The sequence below is a fragment of the Mesorhizobium sp. M0077 genome (genome assembly GCF_040322955.1).
Classification (GTDB): Bacteria; Pseudomonadota; Alphaproteobacteria; order Rhizobiales; family Rhizobiaceae; genus Mesorhizobium.
The window spans coordinates 53434-76838 of the sequence record NZ_JAMYUL010000018.1; the positions used below are offsets into that span (position 1 = coordinate 53434).

23 protein-coding genes are annotated in these 23405 nt (G+C 63.5%); 12 read left to right on the plus strand and 11 right to left on the minus strand.

Annotation, left to right across the window (positions count from 1 at the left end; all coding sequences use genetic code 11):
* Nucleotides 1–96: 96 nt before the first annotated feature.
* The 5 genes from NKJ57_RS26800 to NKJ57_RS26820 all read left to right on the plus strand — a co-directional run bounded on the left by NKJ57_RS26800 (nt 97) and on the right by NKJ57_RS26820 (nt 4900).
* Nucleotides 97–780: a M15 family metallopeptidase gene (locus NKJ57_RS26800; protein WP_352513509.1), complete on the plus strand. Its 684-nt coding sequence runs from the start codon at nt 97–99 to the stop codon at nt 778–780.
* Between the two features lie 230 nt (nt 781–1010).
* A complete protein-coding gene (locus NKJ57_RS26805; protein WP_023673082.1) occupies nt 1011–2039 on the plus strand; it encodes a sulfate ABC transporter substrate-binding protein in 1029 nt (342 codons plus the stop codon).
* 18 nt (nt 2040–2057) lie between these two features.
* On the plus strand, nt 2058–2909 hold the full coding sequence (gene cysT / locus NKJ57_RS26810; protein ID WP_023687973.1) for a sulfate ABC transporter permease subunit CysT: 852 nt from the start codon (nt 2058–2060) through the stop codon (nt 2907–2909).
* Complete coding sequence (gene cysW, locus NKJ57_RS26815; RefSeq protein ID WP_023690809.1) at nt 2902–3786, plus strand: sulfate ABC transporter permease subunit CysW; 885 nt, start codon at nt 2902–2904, stop codon at nt 3784–3786. Before cysT ends, cysW begins: the two co-directional genes overlap by 8 nt.
* Before the next feature lie 73 nt (nt 3787–3859).
* Nucleotides 3860–4900, plus strand: a complete 1041-nt coding sequence (locus NKJ57_RS26820) for a sulfate/molybdate ABC transporter ATP-binding protein (RefSeq protein ID WP_023807318.1) — start codon at nt 3860–3862, stop codon at nt 4898–4900.
* Nucleotides 4901–4914: 14 nt separating this feature from the next.
* Here NKJ57_RS26820 and NKJ57_RS26825 read toward each other — a convergent pair whose 3' ends face one another.
* Together NKJ57_RS26825 and NKJ57_RS26830 are read right to left on the minus strand one after the other, a co-directional pair.
* On the minus strand, nt 4915–5313 hold the full coding sequence (locus tag NKJ57_RS26825; protein WP_352463503.1) for a type II toxin-antitoxin system VapC family toxin: 399 nt from the start codon (nt 5311–5313) through the stop codon (nt 4915–4917).
* The gene (locus NKJ57_RS26830) at nt 5313–5582 is read right to left on the minus strand and encodes an antitoxin (protein WP_352513508.1); all 270 of its coding nucleotides are present in this window, start codon (nt 5580–5582) and stop codon (nt 5313–5315) included. Before NKJ57_RS26830 ends, NKJ57_RS26825 begins: the two co-directional genes overlap by 1 nt.
* 228 nt (nt 5583–5810) lie before the next feature.
* Between NKJ57_RS26830 and NKJ57_RS26835 the strand changes: the two genes are divergently transcribed.
* Complete coding sequence (locus NKJ57_RS26835) at nt 5811–6794, plus strand: sulfate ABC transporter substrate-binding protein (RefSeq protein WP_027050666.1); 984 nt, start codon at nt 5811–5813, stop codon at nt 6792–6794.
* A 257-nt stretch (nt 6795–7051) separates the two neighbouring features.
* A complete protein-coding gene (locus NKJ57_RS26840) occupies nt 7052–7501 on the plus strand; it encodes an RrF2 family transcriptional regulator (RefSeq protein ID WP_023673075.1) in 450 nt (149 codons plus the stop codon).
* Nucleotides 7502–7566: 65 nt separating this feature from the next.
* Here the strand turns inward: NKJ57_RS26840 and NKJ57_RS26845 are convergent, their stop codons facing one another.
* Complete coding sequence (locus NKJ57_RS26845) at nt 7567–9108, minus strand: acyl--CoA ligase (RefSeq protein ID WP_050587033.1); 1542 nt, start codon at nt 9106–9108, stop codon at nt 7567–7569.
* A 113-nt stretch (nt 9109–9221) separates the two neighbouring features.
* Here NKJ57_RS26845 and NKJ57_RS26850 point away from each other — a divergent pair, with 113 nt between their 5' ends.
* Nucleotides 9222–10367 (plus strand): hypothetical protein, encoded by a 1146-nt coding sequence (locus tag NKJ57_RS26850; protein ID WP_352513507.1) that lies wholly within the window; start codon nt 9222–9224, stop codon nt 10365–10367.
* On the opposite strand, the gene NKJ57_RS26855 is transcribed toward NKJ57_RS26850, so the two are convergent.
* The 7 genes from NKJ57_RS26855 to NKJ57_RS26885 form a co-directional block, all read right to left on the minus strand.
* Nucleotides 10362–10916 carry a gluconokinase gene (locus NKJ57_RS26855; RefSeq protein WP_352513506.1) on the minus strand — a complete coding sequence of 185 codons (555 nt, stop codon included), beginning with the start codon at nt 10914–10916 and terminating at the stop codon, nt 10362–10364. The two genes, NKJ57_RS26850 and NKJ57_RS26855, sit on opposite strands and share 6 nt — an antisense overlap.
* Nucleotides 10917–10918: 2 nt before the next feature.
* Nucleotides 10919–11905 (minus strand): ABC transporter permease, encoded by a 987-nt coding sequence (locus NKJ57_RS26860; protein WP_023673071.1) that lies wholly within the window; start codon nt 11903–11905, stop codon nt 10919–10921.
* Nucleotides 11902–12882, minus strand: coding sequence for an ABC transporter permease (locus NKJ57_RS26865; RefSeq protein WP_352513505.1), 981 nt, complete (start codon nt 12880–12882; stop codon nt 11902–11904). The genes NKJ57_RS26860 and NKJ57_RS26865 overlap by 4 nt, the downstream gene beginning before the upstream one ends.
* Nucleotides 12879–14444, minus strand: coding sequence for a sugar ABC transporter ATP-binding protein (locus NKJ57_RS26870; protein ID WP_023753570.1), 1566 nt, complete (start codon nt 14442–14444; stop codon nt 12879–12881). The genes NKJ57_RS26865 and NKJ57_RS26870 overlap by 4 nt, the downstream gene beginning before the upstream one ends.
* A gap of 94 nt (nt 14445–14538) precedes the next feature.
* Entirely contained in the window at nt 14539–15663 is a 1125-nt protein-coding gene (locus NKJ57_RS26875) for a sugar ABC transporter substrate-binding protein (RefSeq protein ID WP_023682221.1), read from the minus strand.
* A gap of 326 nt (nt 15664–15989) precedes the next feature.
* Nucleotides 15990–17018: an HTH-type transcriptional regulator GntR gene (gene gntR, locus NKJ57_RS26880; protein ID WP_023746968.1), complete on the minus strand. Its 1029-nt coding sequence runs from the start codon at nt 17016–17018 to the stop codon at nt 15990–15992.
* Nucleotides 17019–17173: 155 nt separating this feature from the next.
* The gene (locus tag NKJ57_RS26885) at nt 17174–18346 is read right to left on the minus strand and encodes an MFS transporter (RefSeq protein WP_352513524.1); all 1173 of its coding nucleotides are present in this window, start codon (nt 18344–18346) and stop codon (nt 17174–17176) included.
* Between the two features lie 231 nt (nt 18347–18577).
* Here NKJ57_RS26885 and NKJ57_RS26890 point away from each other — a divergent pair, with 231 nt between their 5' ends.
* From NKJ57_RS26890 to mocR, 4 genes are all read left to right on the plus strand, one after another.
* Nucleotides 18578–18865 (plus strand): DUF3175 domain-containing protein, encoded by a 288-nt coding sequence (locus NKJ57_RS26890; RefSeq protein ID WP_023673065.1) that lies wholly within the window; start codon nt 18578–18580, stop codon nt 18863–18865.
* A gap of 214 nt (nt 18866–19079) precedes the next feature.
* Complete coding sequence (iolE, locus tag NKJ57_RS26895; protein ID WP_352513504.1) at nt 19080–19991, plus strand: myo-inosose-2 dehydratase; 912 nt, start codon at nt 19080–19082, stop codon at nt 19989–19991.
* A gap of 200 nt (nt 19992–20191) precedes the next feature.
* Nucleotides 20192–20398: a LacI family DNA-binding transcriptional regulator gene (locus NKJ57_RS26900; RefSeq protein ID WP_023705614.1), complete on the plus strand. Its 207-nt coding sequence runs from the start codon at nt 20192–20194 to the stop codon at nt 20396–20398.
* 1 nt (nt 20399) lies between these two features.
* Nucleotides 20400–21866 carry a rhizopine catabolism transcriptional regulator MocR gene (mocR, locus tag NKJ57_RS26905; RefSeq protein ID WP_245261866.1) on the plus strand — a complete coding sequence of 489 codons (1467 nt, stop codon included), beginning with the start codon at nt 20400–20402 and terminating at the stop codon, nt 21864–21866.
* A gap of 21 nt (nt 21867–21887) precedes the next feature.
* On the opposite strand, the gene NKJ57_RS26910 is transcribed toward mocR, so the two are convergent.
* Complete coding sequence (locus NKJ57_RS26910; protein WP_352513503.1) at nt 21888–23132, minus strand: DegT/DnrJ/EryC1/StrS family aminotransferase; 1245 nt, start codon at nt 23130–23132, stop codon at nt 21888–21890.
* Nucleotides 23133–23405: the final 273 nt, after the last annotated feature.

Sequence of the window (23405 nt, forward strand, 5' to 3'; positions counted from 1 at the left end):
CGACATCTGATCTCCCCCCTTGCGGGGGAGATGGCCGGCAGGCCAGAGGGGGGTGTGCCGAAGCGCTTGCATCGAGGATTGGCCTTAGCCCTATCCATGTTCGTTTCGACTTGCTCCCCCGCCGACGCCGATCCCCTGCCCGCCGGCTTCGTCCGCCTGGCCGATGTCGATCCCTCGATCCGCCAGGACATCCGCTATGCCGGCCTGGAAAATTTCCTGCATCGCAAGGCCGATGGCTACGACGCCCCCATCTGCATCCTCACGAAGCAAGCTGCGCAAGCGCTGTCCGGTGTGCAGAAAGCGCTCGCCGCCGATGGCCTGACGCTGGTCGTCTTCGACTGCTACCGCCCGGCCCGCGCCGTTGCCGACATGGGCAAATGGACCAGAGAGGGCGGCCCGCCCGATCCGCAATGGTACCCTCAGGTGCAGCGCGGCGACCTCATCGCCACGGGCTATATCGGCGAATTGTCCACCCATTCGCGCGGCTCGACCGTCGATGTCGCCATCGCCCGCAGCGACGGCAAGAACAAATCATGCGCCGCTTGCGGCACGGCCGGCGCCGGCACGCTCGATTTCGGCACCAGCTTCGACTGTTTCGACCCGGCAAGCGAAACCGCACATCGCCCATTGGCGGCAGAAGCGGCGGCAAACCGCAAAAGGCTGCTCGACGCCATGCGCGCCGGCGGCTTCAAGAATTATGCGCGAGAGTGGTGGCACTACACGCTTCGGGATGAGCCGTTTCCAAAGCTGCGCTTCGATTTTCCCATCACTGCGGGCTGAACCGCCCGGTGCTACACCGAGCCTTCCCTCGCTCGGCCTTGCTTCTGCGGTGTCAGCTCCTAGATAGCGTCAAACCGGCCGGATTTGGGTTAGACCAATATGAGGAAAATATTTCCTTCCGAAACCCAATATCGGCGAAAATTTCCTTCGAGCGGACAAAAAAGGCAACGTTGAATGCATCTAATTTCTATCAATTCGATAGAGTTCAGCCGTCATCAACGGAGGCGGGAATGACCAAACCTCATTTCAAGAAACTGCTCGGCGCACTGGTCGCCACATCGATCCAGTTCGGCACGCTCGGTTTCGCGTTTGCCGATACGACCATTCTGAACGTGTCCTACGACCCGACACGCGAACTCTACAAGGCCTATGACGAAGCCTTCGTCGCACACTGGAAGGCCGAGACCGGCGAGACGGTCACGATCCAGCAATCGCATGGCGGATCGGGCGCCCAGGCCCGCGCCGTGATCGACGGCCTCGATGCCGATGTGGTCACGCTGGCGCTTGAGGGCGACATCAACGCCATCGTCACCAAATCGAAGAAGATCAATCCGGACTGGCGCAAGAAATTCGAGAACAATTCGGCGCCGTACACCTCGACCATCATCTTCCTGGTCCGCAAGGGCAACCCCAAGGGCATCCACGACTGGAGCGATCTGGTCAAGGACGGCGTCCAGGTGATCACGCCGAACCCCAAGACCTCCGGCGGTGCGCGCTGGAACTACCTTGCCGCCTGGGCCTATGCCAACGCCAATGATGGCGGCGACGAAGCCAAGAACAAGGAATTCGTCGGCAAGCTCTACGCCAATGCTCCGGTGCTCGACACCGGTGCGCGCGGCTCGACGGTCACCTTCGCGCAAAAGGGCATCGGCGACGTGCTGATCGGCTGGGAAAACGACGCCTATCTGGCGCTCAATGAATTCGGAGCCGACAATTTCGAGATCGTCTATCCCCCGACCTCGATCCTGGCCGAGCCGCCGGTGGCGATCGTCGACGCCAATGTCGATGCCAAGGGCACCCGCAAGGTCGCCGAAGCCTATCTCGGCTGGCTCTATTCCAAGGAAGCCCAGACGATCATCGCCAAGAACCACTATCGTCCGGCCAAGCCCGAGCTGGTGGATGCGGCTGACATTCCGAAGACGCCCGAAATCAAGCTGATCTCCATCGACGATCCGCTTTTTGGCGGCTGGAAGAAGGCACAGCCTTATCATTTCGGCGATGGTGGTATATTCGACCAGATCTACAAGCCGGCCCAGTAGGATTTAGATCAGGACGACATGACCATAGCACCCGCCAAGGCGGGGTGGCGATTCAGACAGCCGAGTGTCATTCCGGGTTTCGGATTGACGCTCGGCTTCTCGCTTGCCTACCTCACGCTCATCATCCTCATCCCCCTGTCGGGCCTGATCTGGCGCTCGGCAGCCCTCGGCTGGACCGATTTTTGGGCGATCGCCACCGACCGCCGGACCATCAACGCACTCGAAATCAGCTTCGGCACAGCCTTCATCGCAGCCGCCGTCAACGTCGTCTTCGGCACGCTCGTCGCCTGGGTGCTGGTGCGCTACCGCTTCCCCGGCCGCCGCGTCGTCGACGCGATGGTCGACCTGCCCTTCGCGCTGCCGACCGCGGTCGCAGGCATTGCGCTGACCACTCTTTATGCGCCCAATGGCTGGATCGGCCATCTCCTGGCGCCGCTCGGCATCAAGGTCGCCTACACGCCGCTCGGCATTGTCGTGGCGCTTGTCTTCATCGGCCTGCCGTTTGTCGTGCGCACGGTGCAGCCGATCATGGAGGAGATCGACAAGGAAGTGGAGGAGGCCGCCGCGACGCTCGGCGCCAACCGCTTCCAGATCATCACCCGCATCCTGTTTCCCGGCCTGGCGCCGGCCATCATCACCGGCTTCTCGCTCGCCTTCGCGCGCGGCGTCGGCGAATACGGCTCGGTCATCTTCATCGCCGGCAACCTTCCCTACAAGTCGGAGATCGCACCGCTTCTGATCGTCATCCGGCTCGAGGAGTACAATTATCCGGCGGCCACCGCGATCGCAGCGATCATGCTTTTGCTGTCGTTCGTGATGCTGCTGGTCATCAACCTGGCGCAGTCATGGAGTCGCAAGCGCTATGGCTGACCCCGAGATCAAATCCTACGAACCGCATCACGAGAGCCGGTCGGCGGCGGTGACCGAAAGCCGGCCGGTGCGGCTGCTGCTGATGGCGGTGGCCTTCGCCTTCCTCGCCATCTTCCTGCTGCTGCCGCTGATCATCGTCTTCCACGAGGCGCTGGCGAAAGGCATTGGCGCCTACACGGAATCGCTCTCCAATCCCGATACGCGCTCGGCGATCCGGCTGACGCTGCTGGTGGCGGTGATCGCCGTTCCGCTCAACGTCGTCTTCGGCATTTCGGCTGCCTGGGCGATCGCCAAGTTCGAGTTCAAGGGCAAGGCTTTTCTAACCACGCTGATCGACCTGCCCTTCTCGGTCTCGCCGGTCATTTCCGGCCTGGTCTATGTGCTTTTGTTTGGCGCTCAGGGACTGTTCGGTGAATGGCTGAAGGCGCACGGCATCCAGATCTTGTTCGCCGTGCCCGGCATCGTGCTCGCGACCATCTTCGTCACCTTCCCCTTCGTTGCCCGCGAACTGATCCCGCTGATGCAGGAACAGGGCAACGGCGACGAGGAAGCCGCGCTCTCTCTGGGCGCCAACGGCTGGCAGACCTTCTGGTACGTGACGCTGCCCAACGTCAAATGGGGATTGCTCTACGGCGTGCTTCTGTGCAACGCCCGCTCGATGGGCGAATTCGGCGCGGTCTCGGTCGTGTCGGGCCACATACGCGGGCTGACCAACACCATGCCGTTGCATGTCGAAATCCTCTACAACGAGTACAACGCCGTCGGTGCTTTTGCCGTCGCTTCGCTGCTTGCCGGCCTGGCGCTGGTCACGCTCGTCTTGAAAACACTTCTCGAGATGCGCTACGGCGCCGAGATCGCCGCGACGCGCGGGCACTGACTAAATGCATGTCGCCCAAGACTGGGAACCGGTTTTGGGACAACGACATGCACCAAATTACTGAGGGATCTACATGGAAGTTCGCGTTGCCAACGTACGCAAGGAGTTTGACCGGTTTCCGGCCCTCCATGACGTATCGCTTGACATCAAGTCGGGTGAGCTGATCGCGCTGCTTGGGCCATCCGGCTCCGGCAAGACGACGCTGCTCCGGCTTATCGCCGGCCTGGAGCGGCCGACGCGCGGAAAGATCTTCTTCGGCGACGAGGACGCCTCGCACCGCTCGATCCAGGAGCGCAATGTCGGCTTCGTCTTCCAGCACTATGCGCTCTTCCGGCACATGACGGTTGCCGACAATATCGGCTTCGGCCTCAAGGTGCGGCATGGACCGTCGCGGCCGCCGGCACAGGAGATCCGCCGCCGCGCCTCCGAACTGCTCGACCTCGTCCAGCTTTCCGGCCTGGAAAAGCGCTATCCGGCGCAACTTTCGGGTGGCCAGCGCCAGCGTGTGGCGCTGGCGCGCGCCATGGCCATCGAGCCCAAGGTGCTGTTGCTCGACGAGCCGTTCGGCGCCCTCGACGCGCAGGTGCGCCGGGAACTCCGCCGCTGGCTGCGCGAAATCCATGACCGCACCGGCCACACCACCGTCTTTGTCACCCACGACCAGGAAGAGGCGCTCGAGCTTGCCGACCGCGTCGTGGTGATGAGCCAGGGCCGCATCGAGCAGGTCGGCTCCGCCGACGAGATCTACGACACGCCGAACTCGCCCTTCGTCTACTCCTTCATCGGCGAATCGAGCATGCTGCCGGTCAAGGTTGAGAATGGCGAGATCTGGCTCGCCGACCGTCCGATCGGCGTGTCGGCGCCGCACGCACCCGAGGGCGATGCGACGCTGTACTTCCGCCCGCACGATATCGAACTGCTCGACGGCTGCAGCGGCTGCATCGCCGGCACGGTCGCCGCCAGCCGCCGCGTCGCCGGCACAAGACGCGTCGAACTGGAAATCGGCGGCGAGCGCCAGCGGGTCGAGATCGAACTGCCTGTGGACCATCCTGCGGCGCAGAAGAGCCGGGTGGCGTTCAGGCCGCGGCGCTGGAAGCTTTTCCCGGCGGCATAGACATCGATCCGGCGCTACTCCAGCCAGTTCTCGACCTTCAGGCCCTTGATCCGGCTGAACTCACCGGTGTTGGCCATAACCAGCGTCGTCCCCAGCGCGCAGGCGTGGGCAGCAATGAAAAGGTCATTGTGGCCGATGACCTGGCCCCTTGCTTCCAGTTCGGCACGAAGTGCGCCGTATTCGGCATCCACCGGCACGTCGAGCGGCAGCACAGGTAACTCGGCGAGCAATTCCTCCACCTTGGCGAGCAGCTTGGCCGATCCCTTGCGGGCGCAGCCATAGCGCAGCTCCGAGGCGACAACGATGCTGGTGCACAGGGCACCGTCTCCCGCGCGAACCGCCGCACTGGCAGCCTTGCCGGCAGGGTTTCGGATCATGTCGCTGAGAATGTTGGTGTCCAGCATGAACCGCATCAAAAGATATCCTCAGGCCCCACGGGCGCATCATGGATCTCGGGAAAGTCGTCTTCAGGACCAAGCGGCGGCTCTTTCGCCCATTGGGTGAGCAAGGCGGTGAGGCCTGGTTTACGGAATGGCTCGATAACCAGGCGATCGCCGTCGCGGCTGATCAGGACTTTTTCGCCGGGAAGCTCGAACTCGACGGGAATGCGCACCGCCTGGCTGCGGTTGTTGCGGAAGAGCTTCGCCTCTCTCGGCGGCGTTGAATGGCGGTGTTGCGGCATCACAATGCATTCTTGTATATGCCAAATGTATATGCCCCAACGACAAGATGCAATCATTTTGCATGGCGTTGGAAGGAAATCCTACCAATCGGCTGTTTCGGCAACGCTTTTTCTCATCGTCGAATGGCGAACCCGGCGCGCATGTCTGGCCGCGCTGGACATGGTCCTATTATGCTGGCGCATTATATCGATGCATAGACAAACGGCCTTCTCAAGGAGCTCCTTTTCATGAAGCGATTTTTCCTCAGCGTAGCCGCCGCCGGCCTGATCCTCGCCTCTTCGCCGGCCTGGTCGGCCGACAAATTGCTCAACGCTTCCTATGATGTCGGCCGCGAATTGTTCGCCCAGGTGAACAAGGCTTTCGTCGCCGGCCATCCGGGCGTCACCGTCGACCAGTCGCACGCCGGCACCTCGGCGCAGGCGCGCGCCATTGCCGAAGGCCTCGGCGCCGATGTCGTCACCTTTAACCAGGTCACCGACATCGACTTTCTGGTCAAGAAAGGCCTCGTCGCCGCCGACTGGCAGAAGGATTTCCCCGACAACGCCTCGCCCTTCTATTCGCTCCCATCCTTTCTCGTCCGCGCGGGCAACCCCAAGCACATCAAGGACTGGAACGACCTCGTGCGCGACGACGTGCAGGTGATCTTCCCCAACCCCAAGACCTCGGGCAATGCGCGCTACACCTATCTGGCCGCAACCGCCTACGCCAAGGAAGCCTTCAAGGGCGACGACGCCAAGGTGAAGGAGTTCGTCACCAAGCTGTTCAACAACGTGCCGATCTTCGACACCGGCGGGCGCGCCGCCACCACCACCTTCGTGCAGCGCGAGATCGGCGACGTGCTGATCACCTTCGAGTCGGAAACGCGCGGCATTCGCAAGGAGTATGGCAACGACAAGTTCGAACAGGTCACGCCAACGGTCAGCTTGCTCGCCGAATTCCCGGTGGCGATCGTCGACAAGGTCGCCGACGAGCACGGCAGCCGTGACCTCGCCAAGACCTATCTCGACTTCCTCTACACGCCCGAGGGCCAGACCATCGCGGCTGAAAATGGCCTGCGCGCCCGCAACGCTGAAGTCGCGGCAAAATACAAGGCCGACTTCCCCGATGTCCGCCTGCTGACGGTGGAAGACGTCTTCGGCGGCTGGGACAAGGTACAGAAGGAGCACTTCGCCGCCGGCGGTCTGCTCGACCAGACCTATGGCAGCCGCTGATATCAGCAGCGTTCGACCTCACCTCACAAGAAAGCCGGCGCTTTGCCGGCTTTTTCGTTTTCGCGCGCCGACAAACGGCTTTCATGCGGAATCTGTCGCGGTGAAAAACGTTACAAAGAATCAACGCCTTTGTGCCTAACGTCTCAACCGGGCGGCTTGTTCTACGCGAAACCGGGTTGTTCAGGCGAAACGTCATGATTTGCACACAAACAACCGCCAGATGCGGGTGGTTGGGGTTTTCATGAACTGAAGCGGGCATGCTTACCAAAAAAGGCAAATACGGCCTCAAGGCCCTCGTGCATCTTTCCGGCCTGCCGGTCGGCCAGCTTGCATTCGTCAACGACATCGCGATCGCCAACAACATCCCGAAGAAATTCCTGGATGCCATTCTGGGCGAGCTGCGCAATGCCGGTTTCGTCCTCAGTCGCAAGGGCAAGGAAGGCGGTTATCGCCTCGCCCGGCCGGCTTCCGAAATCAAGATCGGCCACGTCGTGCGCGTGCTGGACGGCCCGCTCGCTCCCATACCCTGCGCCAGCCGCACGCAATACCAGCGCTGCGAGGATTGCGACGAGGCGACCTGCCAAGTCCGGCACATGATGCTGGAAGTGCGCCAGGCGATCGCCGAAGTGCTGGACAATCGCAGCCTCGCCGCCATGCGCGACGCCGACAATGATGATTTTCCGGTCGAGCTGACATCGCAGATCTAAATTAGAGCATGGTCCCGAAAAGTGCGAACCGGTTTTCGGACAAGATCATGCTGAAATGAGAGTCCTCAGACCAGGCCGAGCTTGCCGGCCAGGCCGACGCGCTGGATTTTGCCGGTGGGACCCTTGGGTATCTCCTGGAGAAACAGGATGTGGCGCGGCACCTTGAACTCGACGATCCGGCTGCGCGCGAAATCACGAATCTGCTCGGCATCGGCGGTGGCGCCCTCGGCCAGCACGATGGCCGCACCCACCTCTTCGCCGAGCATGGCGTGCGGCACGGCGAAGGTCACCGCCTGCGCCACCAGCGGATGATCGAGCAGCACATTGTCGACCTCGAGCGGCGAGATCTTTTCGCCGCCGCGATTGATGATCTCCTTCAGCCGCCCGGTGATCTTCAGATCGCCATCCTCGTCGATGAGGCCCTGGTCGCCGGTGCGGAACCAGCCATCGCTGAAGGCAGCTTCATTGGCCACCGGATTGTCGAGATAGCCATCATGGATGTTGGCGCCGCGCACCGCGATCTCGCCCTTTTCACCCGCCGGCAGGATCGTCCCCTTGTCGTCCAGGATCGTCACCTGCGGACCCGCAGGCAGGCCGACCGAGCCTGGCTTGCGGCGTGCCGGCGGCAGGCCGTTGGATGTCATCTGGTGCGCCGCCTCGGTCATGCCATAGGCCTCGACCACCGGACAGCCGAAGACGCGCTCGAGGTCGCGGAACACGGTGTCGGGAAGCGCTGCCGAAGACGAGCGGATGAAGCGCAGCCGCGCAGCCGCGATGGTTTCGCCATTGCGGGCGGCGCGCGCCAGGATCGCCTGATGCATGGTCGGCACCGCGCTGTACCAGCTCGGCCGGAAATCGCCCAGCCAGCCGTAGAATTTGAGCGGGTTGAAGCCCGGCGTGCAGACAACAGCGCCGCCGACTGCCAGCTGTGCGCTGAGCGCCGCCATCAGCCCGTGAATGTGGAACAGCGGCATCACGTTGAGACACATATCGTTTGCCGACAGCGCCAGGGTGCTGGCGATGTTGGCCATCGATGCCTGCAGATTGCGCTGCCGCAAGCCGACGATCTTCGGTCGCGCCGTGGTTCCCGATGTGTGCAGGACAAGCGCGAAATCGTCGGGTCCGTTGAACTGCATATCGTCGAGGCGAGCCTCGCTGGCAGCCTCCACCTCGGCGTCGCCCGCCAGCAGAAACTCGCCGGCCTTGGCGCCGTCAGTCACGACGACGTCGAGCACCGCAATGCCGAGCCCCTTTGCGGCGTTGCGCGCGGCATCGCCCATGCCTTGTCCGCACAGCAGCAGCTTCACATCGAGATCGCCGAGATAGAAGCGGAATTCGTCTTCGCCGTAAGCCGGATTGAGCGGCGCCGCCGTCGCCAACGCCGAGACCGCCAGGAAACAGGCCGCCATTTCCGGGCCGTTGGGCAAGACGATGCCGACGGCCGTGCCGCGGGCAACGCCACGCCTGGCGAGATCGCCGCAGAGCTTGTCGACAAGATTGGCGAGGCCGGCAAAGCTCAGGGACGGCCGGTCCGGCGCCATCAGCGCCACCGCAGCCGGCCGCCAGGGCGCCAGTTGGGGAAGTGCTACCGATAGGGCCTGTTTCAAGTTCGAACCCTGAATGGCGTTCACCATGGCCTTGCCGGCGCCGATTGCGCGCCCGTGGCAGACGCAGTAAAGCGATTTCCGGACGCACGCAAGAACAGGTGGACACCGATCGGATGAGGCTGCCGTGGTTGGGAAAATCCCGGAAAGCCGACCGGACACCATCTTCCGCCGTCATTTATCATACGGAAATCATCGCCGACATCCTGGTGCCCGAACGCGCCGAGCATGTCCGCTTCTTCAGCCGCAAGCAGGTCCGCGCCGGCAAGTTGCGCACCTTCAACAACAGGGATTTCCGCGAGCTGCTGCTGGCCGCCTTCTATCTCGGGGTCGCGGCATTGCTGCCGGTCAATTGGTGGGCCGCGATCTGCAGCCGCGTATCGGGGCTGCGCCTCAAGCGCCATATCCGCAAGGATTTCGTGCGCTACGCCGCCGCGACGCGCGCCGTGCTCGGCAATGGCATCGATGCGCAAAGGCAGTTCAGGGCCTTGCTCTGCGCCAACCACCGCCGGCGTTTGCTGCTTGCCGCGCATCTCATCGGCCGCCGCTGGTCACCTGATATCCGGCTGGAGGGCCTGGAAGGCCTGCAAGCGGCGCTGAAGCGCGGCCACGGCGCTATCATCTGGTGCGATCAGTTCACGGCACAGACCATCATCGGCAAACGCGCTCTCCATGAGGCCGGTATCGAGACACACCAGCTCAGCGTCAGGGCTCACGGCATATCCGATTCGACCTTCGGCTTGCGCTTCCTGAACCCGCCGATGGTTCGGGTCGAGAACCGTTTCCTGAAAAGCCGGATCGTGTTCGACCGTAGCGACGCCTACCAGGTCACCGGCCGGATCCAGAAGATCCTTGGCAACAACGGCGTCGTATTGGTGACCAACACCGTGCATGCCGGCTCGACATTCACCGAAGTCGGCCTTGGCGAGAGCGGCTGGACTCACCTCGCCTCGGCGCCGACGAATTTCGCTGCCAGAGGCAAGGCGGCGCTGTTTTCCATGTCGACCTTCGAGACCGATCCGTTCCGCCAATACCGCGCCGTCCTAAGTCCCGAACTGGTGCCGGCCCCGGCAGAGGCCGGCGAGCGCGCGGCCAGAGCCGGCGCCAAGAACATGGCGCTGCAGGCCGAGTACATATTGCTCAAGCGCGACCGCTTGCTGGAGGCGCTGAAACTCTGTCCCGAGCAAATGATGGTCTGGTCCGGCGCCGACCGGTTCACCGAACGGCCGGAAACCGCCTTGCCCGACGAGGGTGGTTCATGATTTTGCGCCGGCCAGCAGGCTGGCAACGGCGGTGACGATCTCAGCCACTGGAAGTGTGGCGTCGGCCGTCAGCGCCCGCTCGTCGGCGCCAGGCGGTTCAAGGATGGCGAACTGGCTTTCGACCAGGCTTGCCGGCATGAAATGCCCCTTGCGGCTGGCGACACGCTGCTTGGCGGTAGCGGGATCGATCTCCAGATAGATGAAAACGATATCCCGGCGGAAGCTGCGCAGACGATCGCGGTAGCTGCGCTTCAGCGCCGAGCAGGCGGCAACCACGATTTGGCCGCCGCCGGTCAGGTCGGCGATCCGCTCGCCGATGGCATCGAGCCAGCCCTCACGCAGTTGATCGGTGAGCGGCTCACCGCTCGCCATGCGGGCGACGTTTTCGGGCGGGTGCAGCCTGTCGCCTTCGACAAAGACGGCCCCTTCCTCTGCTGCCAATGCCTTGCCGACAGCCGACTTTCCGCAGCCGGCGACGCCCATCACCACAATGGCCCGAGGCACTGAGCCGGTAGCGCCCATTGGCGGCTGTGCCGTCTCTTCGTCCACGGTCAGCGGCTTGCCGGCGCGCGGCCGTAGAGCAGGAGCATGGCGACGATGACCAGGCCATAGACGATCTGCCGCCCCGCCTCCGGCATCTGCATGACCGAAAGGATGGACTGCAGGAGGGTGATCAGGATGACACCGGCGACGGTGCCGAGATAGGAGCCGCGGCCACCCAGGATGGAGGTGCCGCCCAGAACCACCGCGGCGATCGACGGCAGGAGATAGGCATCGCCCATCGATTGCGCCGCCTTGGAGGCATAGCCGGCGAGAAGCACTCCGCCAAAGGCGGACAGCCCGCCTGAGATAGCGAAGGCGATCATCACCACGCGCCTTGTATCGATGCCGGAGAGATAGGCGGCACGCTCGCGGTTGCCGATGCCGTAGACGGTGCGGCCGAAGCTGGTGCGGGACAGCACGAACACCATCGCGGCACCAATCAGCGCCCAGATGATGACGGCGTTAGGCACGCCAGGAATGGTAAAACCTGTCGCAAGATAGCGCATGGCGCCGGTGGCCGAATCCTGTGGCGAGTAGCCGCCGGTATAAACGACCATGAGCCCTTGCGCGACAGCGTTGGTGGCGAGCGTGATGATCATCGAGGGTATGCGCAGATAAGCGACGCCAAAGCCGTTGACGATGCCGATCAGCACCCCGCAAAAGATGCCGAACGGGATGGCCAGCGCCACACCGATCGGGCCATAGGCCGCAGCCGCACACGCCATCATCGCGCCCGCCGCCACCGCCCACGGCACCGACAGGTCGATCTGGCCTAGCAGGATGACCAGCATCATGCCTGTGGCGATGACGCCGAGGAACGAGGCCACCTTGAGCTGCTGCAAGAGATATTCAGGCGACAGAAAGCTCCTGGAATAGAGGCTGCCTAGGAACAGCAACAGCACGATGCAGGCGAAGGCCGTCAGCACCGCCGGATCGGCGCGGCGGATGAATTTCGGCATGCGGCCGGCGATGCCGCCCAATGTCGTTTCGCTCACAGGAACCACTCCAGCCGGTTGCGGACCCGAAATAGTGCGAAGGCGCCGAGGCTGACCGCAACCAGCAGGATAACGCCCTGGAACAGTGGCTGCCATAGCGGGTCGAAATCGAACACGAACAACAGGTCGCCGATGGTGCGGAAGGCCAGCGCGCCGAAGATGGCGCCGATGGCGCTGCCTTTGCCGCCGAACAGCGAGACGCCGCCCAGCACCACCGCGGCGATTGAAAACAGCGTATAGGCGTTGCCGCTGGCATAGGCTGCATCGCCGGTATAGGTGAAGAAGGTCAGGAACAGTCCGCCGATCGCGGCCAACAGGCCTGCGAGCGCGTAGGCAGCGAACTTGCCGCGCCTTATCGGCACACCGGACATGTAGGCCGCCGTCTCCGACGAGCCGGCCGCATAAGCCGCGCGCCCGAGCACCGAGCGGCTGAACGGCACCCAGACGATTAGCACGACGGCGAGGAGCGCGATAAGACTGGCCGGCACTACGCCGAACAGGCGCCCGGTCAGCGCGTCGGCGAGACCTTCGTTGACCGAACCGCCGGGAAACGGCCTCAGCAGCAGCGCGATGCCGAAATAGACCGCACCCGTGGCGATCGTGGCGACGATCGGCTGCAGGCGGCCGTAGATGACGATGGCGCCGTTGATCGCTCCGCAAAGGAGCCCGGTGCCGAGCACGGCGATGACGCCGAAAGCGGTCTCGAGGCCGGTGCCGATGACCAGCCAGGAGGCGAGGCAATTGGTCAGCGTGAAGATCATGCCGACGGAGAGGTCGATGCCGGCGGTGATCACGACCAGTGTCTGCGCCATGGCGACGAAGGCGAGCAGCACGCCCTTGTTGGACGCCGTCTGCACGACATTGGCGGTGAAGCCCGCCGGATGGTTCGAGGTGTAGATGACGAACATGACAATGAATATGCCGAGTGCCATCAGTGTTCCGCGCTGCTCGGCCAGCCAGTAGCGCCACTCTTTCACGCGTCCGCTCCCTGTCTTGCGCCGGCATCGTCTCTCGCGCCGCCGTCATCGCCGTGGATGTTGAGCGCGCTTGCAATGAGCGCCCGCTCGGTGATCTCGGCCCCGACCAGCTCGCGCTTGACCGCGCCGTCATAGAGCACCAGCACGCGGTCGCAGCAGCCGATCAGTTCGTCATAGTCGGTCGAATAGAACAGGATCGCCGCCCCCGCATCCGCCAGCTTGCGCATCAGTTGATAGAGTTCCTGCTTGGTGCCGACATCGATGCCGCGCGTCGGATCGTTGAGCAGGATGATGCGCGGCTGGCGCATCAGCCATTTGGCGATGACCACCTTCTGCTGGTTGCCCCCCGACAGCGCACCGACCGGAATGTCGAGGCCGGCCGTCTTGATCGCCAGCAGCCCGACCATGTCGTCGATCAGCCGCTGTTCGGCGGCGCGGTCGATGATGCCGGCCTTGGACAGCCGGTCTAGGGCGGCAAAGGACAGGTTCTCGCGCACCGTCATCGGCAGCATCAGGCCTTCGGTCTTGCGGTCCTCCGGGATCAGCGCCATGCCGATGCGGTCGTCGCGCGCCGCTTGGGGGCTGGCGATCGAAACAGGCTTGCCGTCGATAAGGATCTGGCCGCCGAGGCCGCGCAGCACACCGAAAAAGGCAAGCAGCAATTCGCGCTGGCCCTGGCCGTCCAGGCCGCCAAGGCCGACGACCTCGCCTGCCCCGACCGTCAGCGAGACATTGTCCAGCCGGTCCGTCCAGGACAGCTTGCGCGCCTCCAGCACGGGAACGGCGGCGGCTGCGGTGCGCGCGGGTTTCGGCGGGAAAATATGGCTGTATTCGCGCCCGATCATCAGTTCGACGACTTCGTTGTCGCTCTTTGTGCCTGCCTTGTAGCTGGCGACATTGCGGCCGTTGCGAAACACCGTGCAGTGGTCGGCAAGCTCGGCGATCTCGTTCATGCGGTGCGAAATGTAAAGCAGCGCCAACCCTTCCGAGCGCAACCGCTTGAGCACGCTGAAAATCCTGGCGACGTCCGTCGCGGTCAGCGCCGAGGTCGCCTCGTCGAGGATCAGGATGCGCGGCTTCCTGGCCAATGCCTTGGCGATCTCGACCATCTGTCTTCTTGAAAGCGGAAGATCCTTGACCAGCGCCAATGGATGGATATCGGCCGCACCTGCGCGTGCCAGCGCATCCTCGGCAATGCGGCGCTGCGCCTTGCGGTCGATCATGCCGAAACGCTTCGGCGGATCGGAGATGACGATGTTGTCGGCAACGCTGAGTTCGGGAACCAGCGACAGCTCCTGGAAGATGCAGACGATGCCGGACTTGTTTGCAGCAGCAGGCGAAGCGAACGTCACCTCGCTGCCGTTCAGCATCATGCGGCCTTCGTCGGGCGCGACGACGCCCGCCATGACCTTGATCAGCGTCGATTTGCCGGCGCCGTTTTCGCCGAGAATGGCGTGGATGCTACCGGACGAGACCGAAAGCTCGGCCTTTTCCAGCGCCCGCACACCACCATAGCGCTTGGATATGCCTTCCATCCGGAAGAGCGGAACCGCACCGTCCATCGGCCCTCCCGAGGCAGTTTGACTTCAAGGGATATCGAGTGGCCGGCGCCGCGGAGATCCCGCGGCGCCGGATATGCCGCCTATTGGTCAGCCCCTATTGGTCAGCTTTGGTCTGGCCCATAATTTCCTGCGCTGTGAAATTGATGCCGCAGGTCGGGAAGGAATTGCCGACGAAGAAATTGTCGGACTGGTCGGGGAAGAAATCCTGACCGGCCTTGAAGTTCGGATCCTCGACGATCGCCAGTGGCAGTTTCACTGCTTGCGGAACGACGTTGCCTTCGAGCGCGGCAATCGCCGTCTTGATGGCGACCGCGACCTGCGCCGGACCGGTGCCGGCCGATGAGCATTTCAGCCCGTCGCCGGCATGTGCCGCGCAGAACTTGCGGAAACCGTTCTCGGTCTCCCCGCCGAACGGCACGAAAGCATGCTTGGCATCGATCATCGCCTGCACGATGCCGGTGTCGCCGCCTTGCCCGGTGATTCCGTCGAACGGACCGTTGGTGGCAATGGCGTCGGCCGTGGCCTTCTGTGCCACGCCGTCGTCCCATTTGCCGACCACCTCGGTGACGTCCCATTTCTTGCCGGAGGCATCGAGCGCTTCATGGATTCCGTTGTGACGGTCGGTGTCGACGGAAGTCCCGGCAACGCCGCGCACTTCGAGCACCTTGCCGCCATTCGGCACATGGCCGACCAGCCATTTGCCCCACAATTCGCCAAGGCCCTTCTGGTCGACATTGACGTTGATGGCGTCCTTGGTATCGAGAATATTGTCGAAGGCGACGAGGATGACGCCAGCTTCCTTGGCGCGCTTGATGACCGGCCCGAAAGCGGTCGGGTTCTGGGCGTTGACGACGATCGCGTCATAGCCGGAATCGATGAAGTTGTTGATCGCCGAAATCTGAGCCGGCACGTCCTCGCCGGTCGAGACGACCTTGAATTCCTTCAGTTTCGCGGCGACCTCCGGCTGGGCCGCATAGGCCTTGGCGGTCTGCACCATCTGGATGCGCCAAGTGTTGGCGATATAGCCATTGGCGAGCGCGATGCGGTATGGGCCGTCTTTCTTGGGGAACTTGAAGAACTGCGTATCGGCGGCCCAGGGCGCAAAGCAATCCGGCTCAGCCGACGGTCCCTTGACGACTTCTGGGTCGGCCATGGCCGACGAACTCAGCATGACGAATGCAGTGGCGGCAACGATGCCACCAACAAGTGACTTGATCATCGATATTCCTCCCAGTTGTAGTTTTGTTTGCTGCTGCTTGTTTATTTGATGCTGTTTGTCGTGGTGTGGTTTCCACGCCTGCCGAAGGCCCTCCAGCCTGGCCGGCGCCACGTCTCAAGGGCCCGAAGCCGGCCCGATCCCCTCCCCCTCGCCGCTTCACAGGCGAGAAACGAAACTAGCATATTATACATAATAAACAAGCATGAGCTGTTGCTTATGTATAATAAACAGGCAGGGCCTCTCATCAAAACGTCTGCCCGACGAAAATGGTAGCGCTACCATGACGTTGTGTAAAGCACCATTTGCTGAGGCCGGCCAAAGCCTGTTCAGCGTGCGGTGCTCTCGCGGGGCTTGAGTTCGAAACCAAGATCGACGACCCGCTGCTCAGGCCTTCGTCCTGCGATGGCCGCCAGCGCCATGGCGACAGACCGACGGCCGATTTCATAGCGAGGGGTGCGGATACTGGTGAGCGGCGGGAACGCCGCCTGCATCATTTCGAGGTCGTTGAAGCCGACAATGCCGATTGTTTTCGGCACGTTGAGCGCGGCGCTATGGCATTCGAACAAAACGCCGAGCGCGATGTCGTCATTGTTGCAGAAGACGCCGTCGAGCGCCGGCATCTTGGCCAGCGCATCGCGAAGCAGCTCGCGGCCGAGCGTCACGCTGGACAGCAGCGGCGTGGTGGTGACCAGCCGCGGGTCGAACAGGCCGGCCTTCTCCATTGCCGCGCGATAGCCGGCAAGCCGCCGCTGCGAGCGCGGGTCCATGCGTGCGCCGATGAAGCCGATCCGCCGGTAGCCGGCCTCGATCAGATGCTCGGTCGCGGTGCGGCCGCCGTCAAAATGCGAGAAGCCGACCAGCATGTCGACCGGATCGGACCCGGTCTCCATCACCTGCACCACCGGGCAGCCCGCGCTCTCCAGCAGCTTTCGCGAGGTCGGCGTCTGGTCGATGCCGGCCACGATCAGCGCCGCCGGGCGCTGCGGTGCGAACACCTGCAGCAGGCGCTCCTCCTCGAGGCCGGAATAATGGGTGTTGCCGAGCTGGACGCGGAACGGGCCGTCCGACAGGCTGTCATAGATGCCGCGCACCACTTCGGCGAAGACGTTGTTGGTCAGCGACGGCACCAGCACGCCGAACACATCGGCGCGCGCCGAGGCCAGCGCCCGTGCATTGGGATCCGGGACATAACCGAGTTCGTCGACGGCGGCCTGGATCTGGCGCCGCAGATCCTGGCTGACGCGTTCCGGTTCGCGCAGCGCCCGCGACACGGTGATGGCGCCGACGCCGGCCTTGCGCGCCACATCTGATAGGGTCGGGCGGCCGCCCCCACGACGCGAGCGCGGCTTGGTCATGGACATCCACCACGTGCCAGGCCCCGGCCGCTGCGCCCTTGCGAAACCATGTTCAGCTTTTCCACTGCCACCATGCCGGCTGCTGCCGCACCCACTCGCCTGCTGGCGTCGCGCAGCCAATCGCTCTTGTCAAGCAACAGGGCAATCCTGCCTTCCTAAGCCATCAGGGCAGCACTGCGTTTTGCTTTCCACAGCAGCAGCCCGATGGCCACTATGTTCAGCAAGTTCCACGCGATCCCGTTGAGGAACGCGGCGGCGTAAGAGCCGGTCAGGTCGTAGATCCAGCCCGACATCCAGCCACCGATCGCCATGCCGAAGATGGTCGCCATCATGACGATGCCGATACGCTGGCCGGCCTCCCTGGCGGGCAGGTATTCGCGCACGATGATGGCATAGCAAGGCACGATGCCGCCTTGCGACAGGCCGAACACCAGCGACACGACATAGAGCGAGGCAAGCCCGTCGAACGGGATGTAAAACAAAAGCGACAGGCATTGCAGCACGGAACCTATAAGCAGGGTTTTCACGCCGCCGATGCGGTCCGCGACAAAGCCGGAGGCGAGCCGGCTGACGACGCCCGCCGCCATCATGATCGACAGCATGTCGGCGCCATGCGCAATGCCGTAGCCAAGATCCATGCAATAGGCCACGATGTGCACCTGCGGCATCGACATCGCCACGCAGCAGCCGAGACCGGCAACGATCAGCAGCACCTGTAACGCCGCCGGAGACAGCGAAATCGACTGCACTGTCCGGCTTCCGGGTGAACCGGCGGCAGCCGCCGCGGGAGCAGCGCGCCGCAACAACAGCACCAGCGGCACCATGGTGGCCAGGCAGAAGACACCGATGCCGGCATAGGTGAAGCGCCAGCCTTCCGCCTTGATCAGCGTCGGCATGATGGTTGGCCAGAGCGCTCCGGCGAGATAGTTGCCAGCCGCCGCAGCTGTGACGGCGACGCCGCGCCGACGGTTGAACCAGTGCGAGATGTCGGCGATCAGCGGCCCGAAGATCACCGATGTGCCGACACCAATCAGCACGCCCTGGGCAAGGGTGAATTGCAGGATAGAGGTCGACAGCGCGGCGAGCAGCAGGCCGGCGGCGAGAGCCACCGAGGATAGCAGTGCCGGGATCCAATACCCCATGCGATCGACCGCGCGGCCAACCAGCACATTGCCGGCGGCGAAGCCGACCATGGTTGCGGTGTAGGGCATCGATGCCGCGGCGCGGTCAACGCCGAACTCGGCCTGCACGGCCGGCAGCACGACGACGACGGCCCACATGCCGACCGCACCGATCGTCGCCAGCAGCATGGAGATGGCAAGCCGCATCCAGGCGTAGCTGCTGTCGATGCCGGGGCTATCCGCCTGATTGGCGACGATCGGGGTCAAGGCGTTTCCTGTCTACGGTCCTGGGAAGTCGACCGTTGTGTCGCCACTATCGGCGCATTCACCGCGACGGGCAGCGCCACAGGGCCATGATCCGTGGCTCCAGCGGCCCGGCGACTTTCTCGGGAACCGGCGGCGGCCTGCCCGAGTTTTTGCGACAGGAAGGAGTTTGTCATGACCGCGAAAAAGAAATGGTCGGCCGAGGTGACCGAGCACAGCGATGCGATGGACCTTGAGGACCACATCTTCGAAGCCGACGACGCTAGGAAGATCGCGGCCTCGCTCAAGCGCTCGGCCGAGCACAGCGACCGCCGCAAGGCCGAGCCGTTTCAGTCGGCCATGTCGATGCTGAATTTCTACATCAACCGCGCCGGCAAGAACCTGCCGCAGGCGCGCCGGAAAGTGCTCGAGGACGCCAAGGACGAACTGCGCGCGGCCTTCGGAAGGCCGCAGCAGGATTAATGCATGTCGCTCAAAAGTGGCGCCGGTTTTGAGACAACGACATGCATAAACAAAGACCTAAGCGCGTCGACTTAGTCCGTTCAAACGGGACGGGCTTTAGCGCTCCCGATTGGCTCTGCCAAATTCACCTCAACTGGACCTAGTGACAGGTCCTCTTTCCCCTCAGTTTGCCGGCCTCGGCTTTGTGTTTCCCCGAGCCCTTTGAAGTAGCGGCATGACGGTCAAGATCGGCATCAATCCCATCACCTGGAGCAATGACGATGTTCCCGCACTCGGCGGCGATACGCCGCTCGCGACATGCCTGTCGGAAACCAGGCAGGCCGGCTATCGCGGCACCGAACTCGGCGGCAAATTCCCCAGGCGAAGCGACGAGCTTGGACCGATCCTGTCTTCTTACGGACTGGAGCTCGTCTCCGGCTGGTATGACGGCCGCATTCTGGACCGCACGGTCGACGAGGAATTCGCCGCCATCACCTCGCATCTGACCCTGCTGCGCGACCTCGGCGCCAAGGTCGTCGTCTATGCCGACACCTCGCGCGGCCGTCATGACGGCATTTTCGCGCCGATCTCACAGCGTCCGCGCCTCGCTGACGGCGAATGGGCCGCCTATGGCGAGAAAATCACCGAGCTCGCCGACCGCATGGCTGCCTTCGGTGTCGGCATGGCTTTCCATCACCACATGGGCACCATCGTCGAGAACGATGACGAGGTCGACAGACTGATGGCCGCAACCGGCAAGAGCGTCGGCCTGCTTTTCGATACCGGCCATTGCCTGTTTTCGGGCGGCGACCCGGCCTCGCTCCTGAACCGGCATCTCGACCGCATCGTGCATTTTCATTGCAAGGACGTCCGCGCGGCCGTGCTGGAGAAGGCACGGCGCGAGGACATGAGTTTCATGGCGGCAGTGATGGAAGGAATCTTCACTGTGCCCGGCGACGGCTCCGTCGATTTCCTGTCGCTGTTGAAGCCGCTGGCCAAGCGCGGCTTCGAAGGCTGGATCGTCGTCGAGGCCGAGCAGGACCCGGCCAAGGCACATCCCTTGACCTATGCCACGAAGGGCTACGCCTCGCTTCTCGCCACGGCCCGCACGGCCGGGTTCGACGTCGCGATACGAGACATGGCCTGACCACCGCCGGGGGGCTGGTGGTTGGCCGGTTGGGCGCGCGCCTCGGTAGGGGTAGCGACGCGAATGCGCCCGGCGATCCGCGCCGCCGCCCTCCCTTGGCGGCGCGGATCGCACAGTTCTCGGCAAAGGATTTTCAAGCTCCGGCGTTTCCGCCTTGAGGCTGGCGACGAGGCATGCCTTGATGCGGATGGAGGAGCGACATGGCATTCGAGGCGGCACTCGGCATGGAACGGCTTTGCACCATCCGTGAGATCGCCGAGAAGGCGGAACTCGGCGCGGCAACCGTTCACCGCGCGCTGAAGAACAGCCGTGAGGTCCGTCCCGCAACCAGACGGCTGGTGCTCGAGACCGTTTGCCTGCTTAACGAAGAAAAGATCGCGCGCGCAGCCAGGCTCGTCGGAGACTAGCTTGGCCGACCACATGCGCCTTTCCCTCGACATCATGTCGGTCGACCGCGGCTCGGACGAACCGATGCACCGACAGATCTATGGCGCCCTGCGGCGCTTCATCCTCGACGGCCAGATCCAGCAGAACACGCTGCTGCCATCGACCCGCTCGCTGGCCGAGGATCTCAAGGTCGGCCGAAACACGGTGATCGCCGCCTACGACCAGCTGCTCGCCGAAGGTTTTATCGAGGCGCGCGCCGGGTCCGGCACCTGGGTGGCGCCGATCCAGCAGAAACGCCCGCCGGCCGCGCTGCGCGCCGGCCTCGCCGCCCCGCAAAAGCTGTCGCGGCGCGGTCAGACCATCGTCAACGGCCCGCAGCCGCCGCGCAATGCCGGCGTCATCAACTTCCATCCCGGCGTGCCGGAAACCGCGTCCTTCCCCTTCACCATCTGGTCGAGCCTTCTGGTGCGCAATGCCCGCAGCCGCGACGAGAACTTGCTCGGCTATATCTCCTTTGCCGGCCATCCCGGCCTGCGCCAGGCCATCGCCTCGACCATCAGCCTGTCGCGCGGCATCAACTGCACCGCCGACCAGGTCATCATCGTCACCGGCGCGCAGGCGGCACTCGACCTCGCTTCGCGCGTGCTGATGGACGAAGGCGACCATGTCTGGATGGAGGAGCCCGGCTATCTCGGCGCCAAGAGCGCCTTTCTCGCCAGCGGCGCGCAGCTCGCGCCCTTGAAGGTCGATCGCCTTGGATGGCATCTCGCAGACCCAGAGCTGCCGCCGCCGCGCCTCATCTATGTGACGCCATCCTGCCAGTGGCCGTTCGGCACCATCATGCGCATCGAGGAACGACTGCAGCTGCTTGACATCGCGGAACGCCACGGCGCCTGGATCGTCGAGGACGATTATGACGGCGAATATCGTTATCGCGGCCGGCCGGTGCCGGCGCTGCGCGGCCTCGATCATGCCGACCGCGTCGTCTATATTGGTTCCTTCGGCAAGACGCTGATCCCGGCGCTGCGCATCGGCTATCTCATCGTACCCCGCGAACTGTCCGTGCCCTTCGACCGTGCCGTCTCGATCACCGGCCAGTTCGCGCCGCTGATCCTGCAGGCGACGGTCAACGACTTCATCACGCAAGGCTATTTCGCCACACATCTGAAACGCATGCGCCGCCTTTATGCGCGCCGGCAAGCCAATTTCGTCAAGCTGTGCCAGGAGCATCTGGCCGAATGGCTGACAGTGACCGAGAACGATTCCGGCATGCAACTGCTGGCCAGTTTTGTCCGACCCTACAAGGACAGTGACGTCGTCGCCGCTGCCGTCAAGGAGGGCCTCGACGTGCAGGGCATCTCGATCAACTACCATTCGAGCGAGCCGGAACACGGCCTGCTGCTCGGCTATGCCGCGATGGACGAACGCCAGATCCTGCGCGCGGTGCTGGCGTTGCGCGCTGCCTTCATGCGGCTGGACCGGCAATAGGCCGATCCAGCGCTGAGCGCTTCAATTCACACTATCGAATTTCTGCAGATCGACGGGCGCTGCCTTGCGCACCTCGACATCTTCCAGCGAGGCATTCTCCAGCGCCACACGGGCCGCCGCATCGATGTTATGGATCATGTCGGCGATGTCGGCGTCGCCATGCGCCGGATTCATCGCGATCATCACCGTGCGGTTGAGGATGTCGAGAGAACCCTTGCCGAGGTCGTCGGCATAGGTCAGCCGCAGGCCCTTGTTTTCCGGCAGCGTGTACGGATTGAGCGCCGGATGGTGCGCGCCCTCATGCATCAGCACCTGGTCCCACTGGGTGAAATTGTGGCGGCCGGTCTTGCCGGCAATGACGCTCGGAATGGTCTTCGAAAAAGTCTGCGCCGCCTGTTCGCTGGGCAGGAGATACATCACCTGCGCCGCGCAATCGTCGTCGGGGCTGTTCATCGGCGACGGCGTCAGGCCGAGATTGCCGAGATGGCGCGTGCCGGCCAGCACCTTCTTCTTCTCCGACCGCATCGCCTCGATGATGCCGTCCAGACGGTCGAGCTGGACATTGAGCATCGCGCCCATCAATTCCGAGGCCCGCGCGCCGATGCCGGCGAACGGCTTGATGCTGTCGCTGCGGCCCTGCCAGTAGAAATGGCAAGGGTCGATGGCGCAGCGCGCGCGCTCGGCCACTTTCGGGTCGCTGGTGGCGATGCCGCCGCCCTCGCCCGAGGTCATGTTCTTGAAGTAGTTGAAGGAGTAGGCCCCGGCATGGCCGATCGAGCCGAGCTTCCTGCCCTCATAGTCGCCGCCAATGCCCTGGCAGACATCTTCCAGCACGAGCAGACCGCGTTTTTTAGCGATGTCCATGATGGCGTTCATGTTGCAGGCCGCACCCCACATATGTACCGGGATGACCGCCTTGGTGCGCGGGCCGATGGCGTCGCGCAGAGCGGCCGGGTCGATGGTCAGGCTCTCGTCGATATCGACAATGACCGGAATGGCGCCGACCGACAGCACTGCTGTGGCGGTCGCCATATAGGTGTGCGCCGGCACCAGCACCTCATCGCCCGGGCCGATGCCGAGGCCGATCAGGCCGGCGGCGAGCCCATAGGTGCCGCTGGCGGCCAGCGCAAAATGCTCGACGCCGAGATGCCTGGCATAGCGGGCCTCGAAGCGGTTGCACTCGCTGTTCTCGCCATAGCGAAACAGCGCACCCGAGCGGATCACCCTGGCAATGGCTTCGATCTCTTCTTCGCCGGCAGTGTACATGGCAAGTCTCCCACATCGCTGATGGTATGAAAGCAGTACGCCTGCGGCCGCTGTTTGAAAGAACCACTCCGCTGCGATCTGACCAAGCCATCCCGGTTGCTTGATGGCCGGGTTTGACGCCGAATGTGGGCATATCGAATGAAATCGACATTCCAGAATGCAGGCCCGCGGAAAATCGTACCCATCCGAATTCGTCGAAGTGGCCCTGTCGGAAAGCCGGCATAGGGCGTTCCATCGCGTCCAGTTGGGCAAACGGTCGGTTCCATGCAGCAC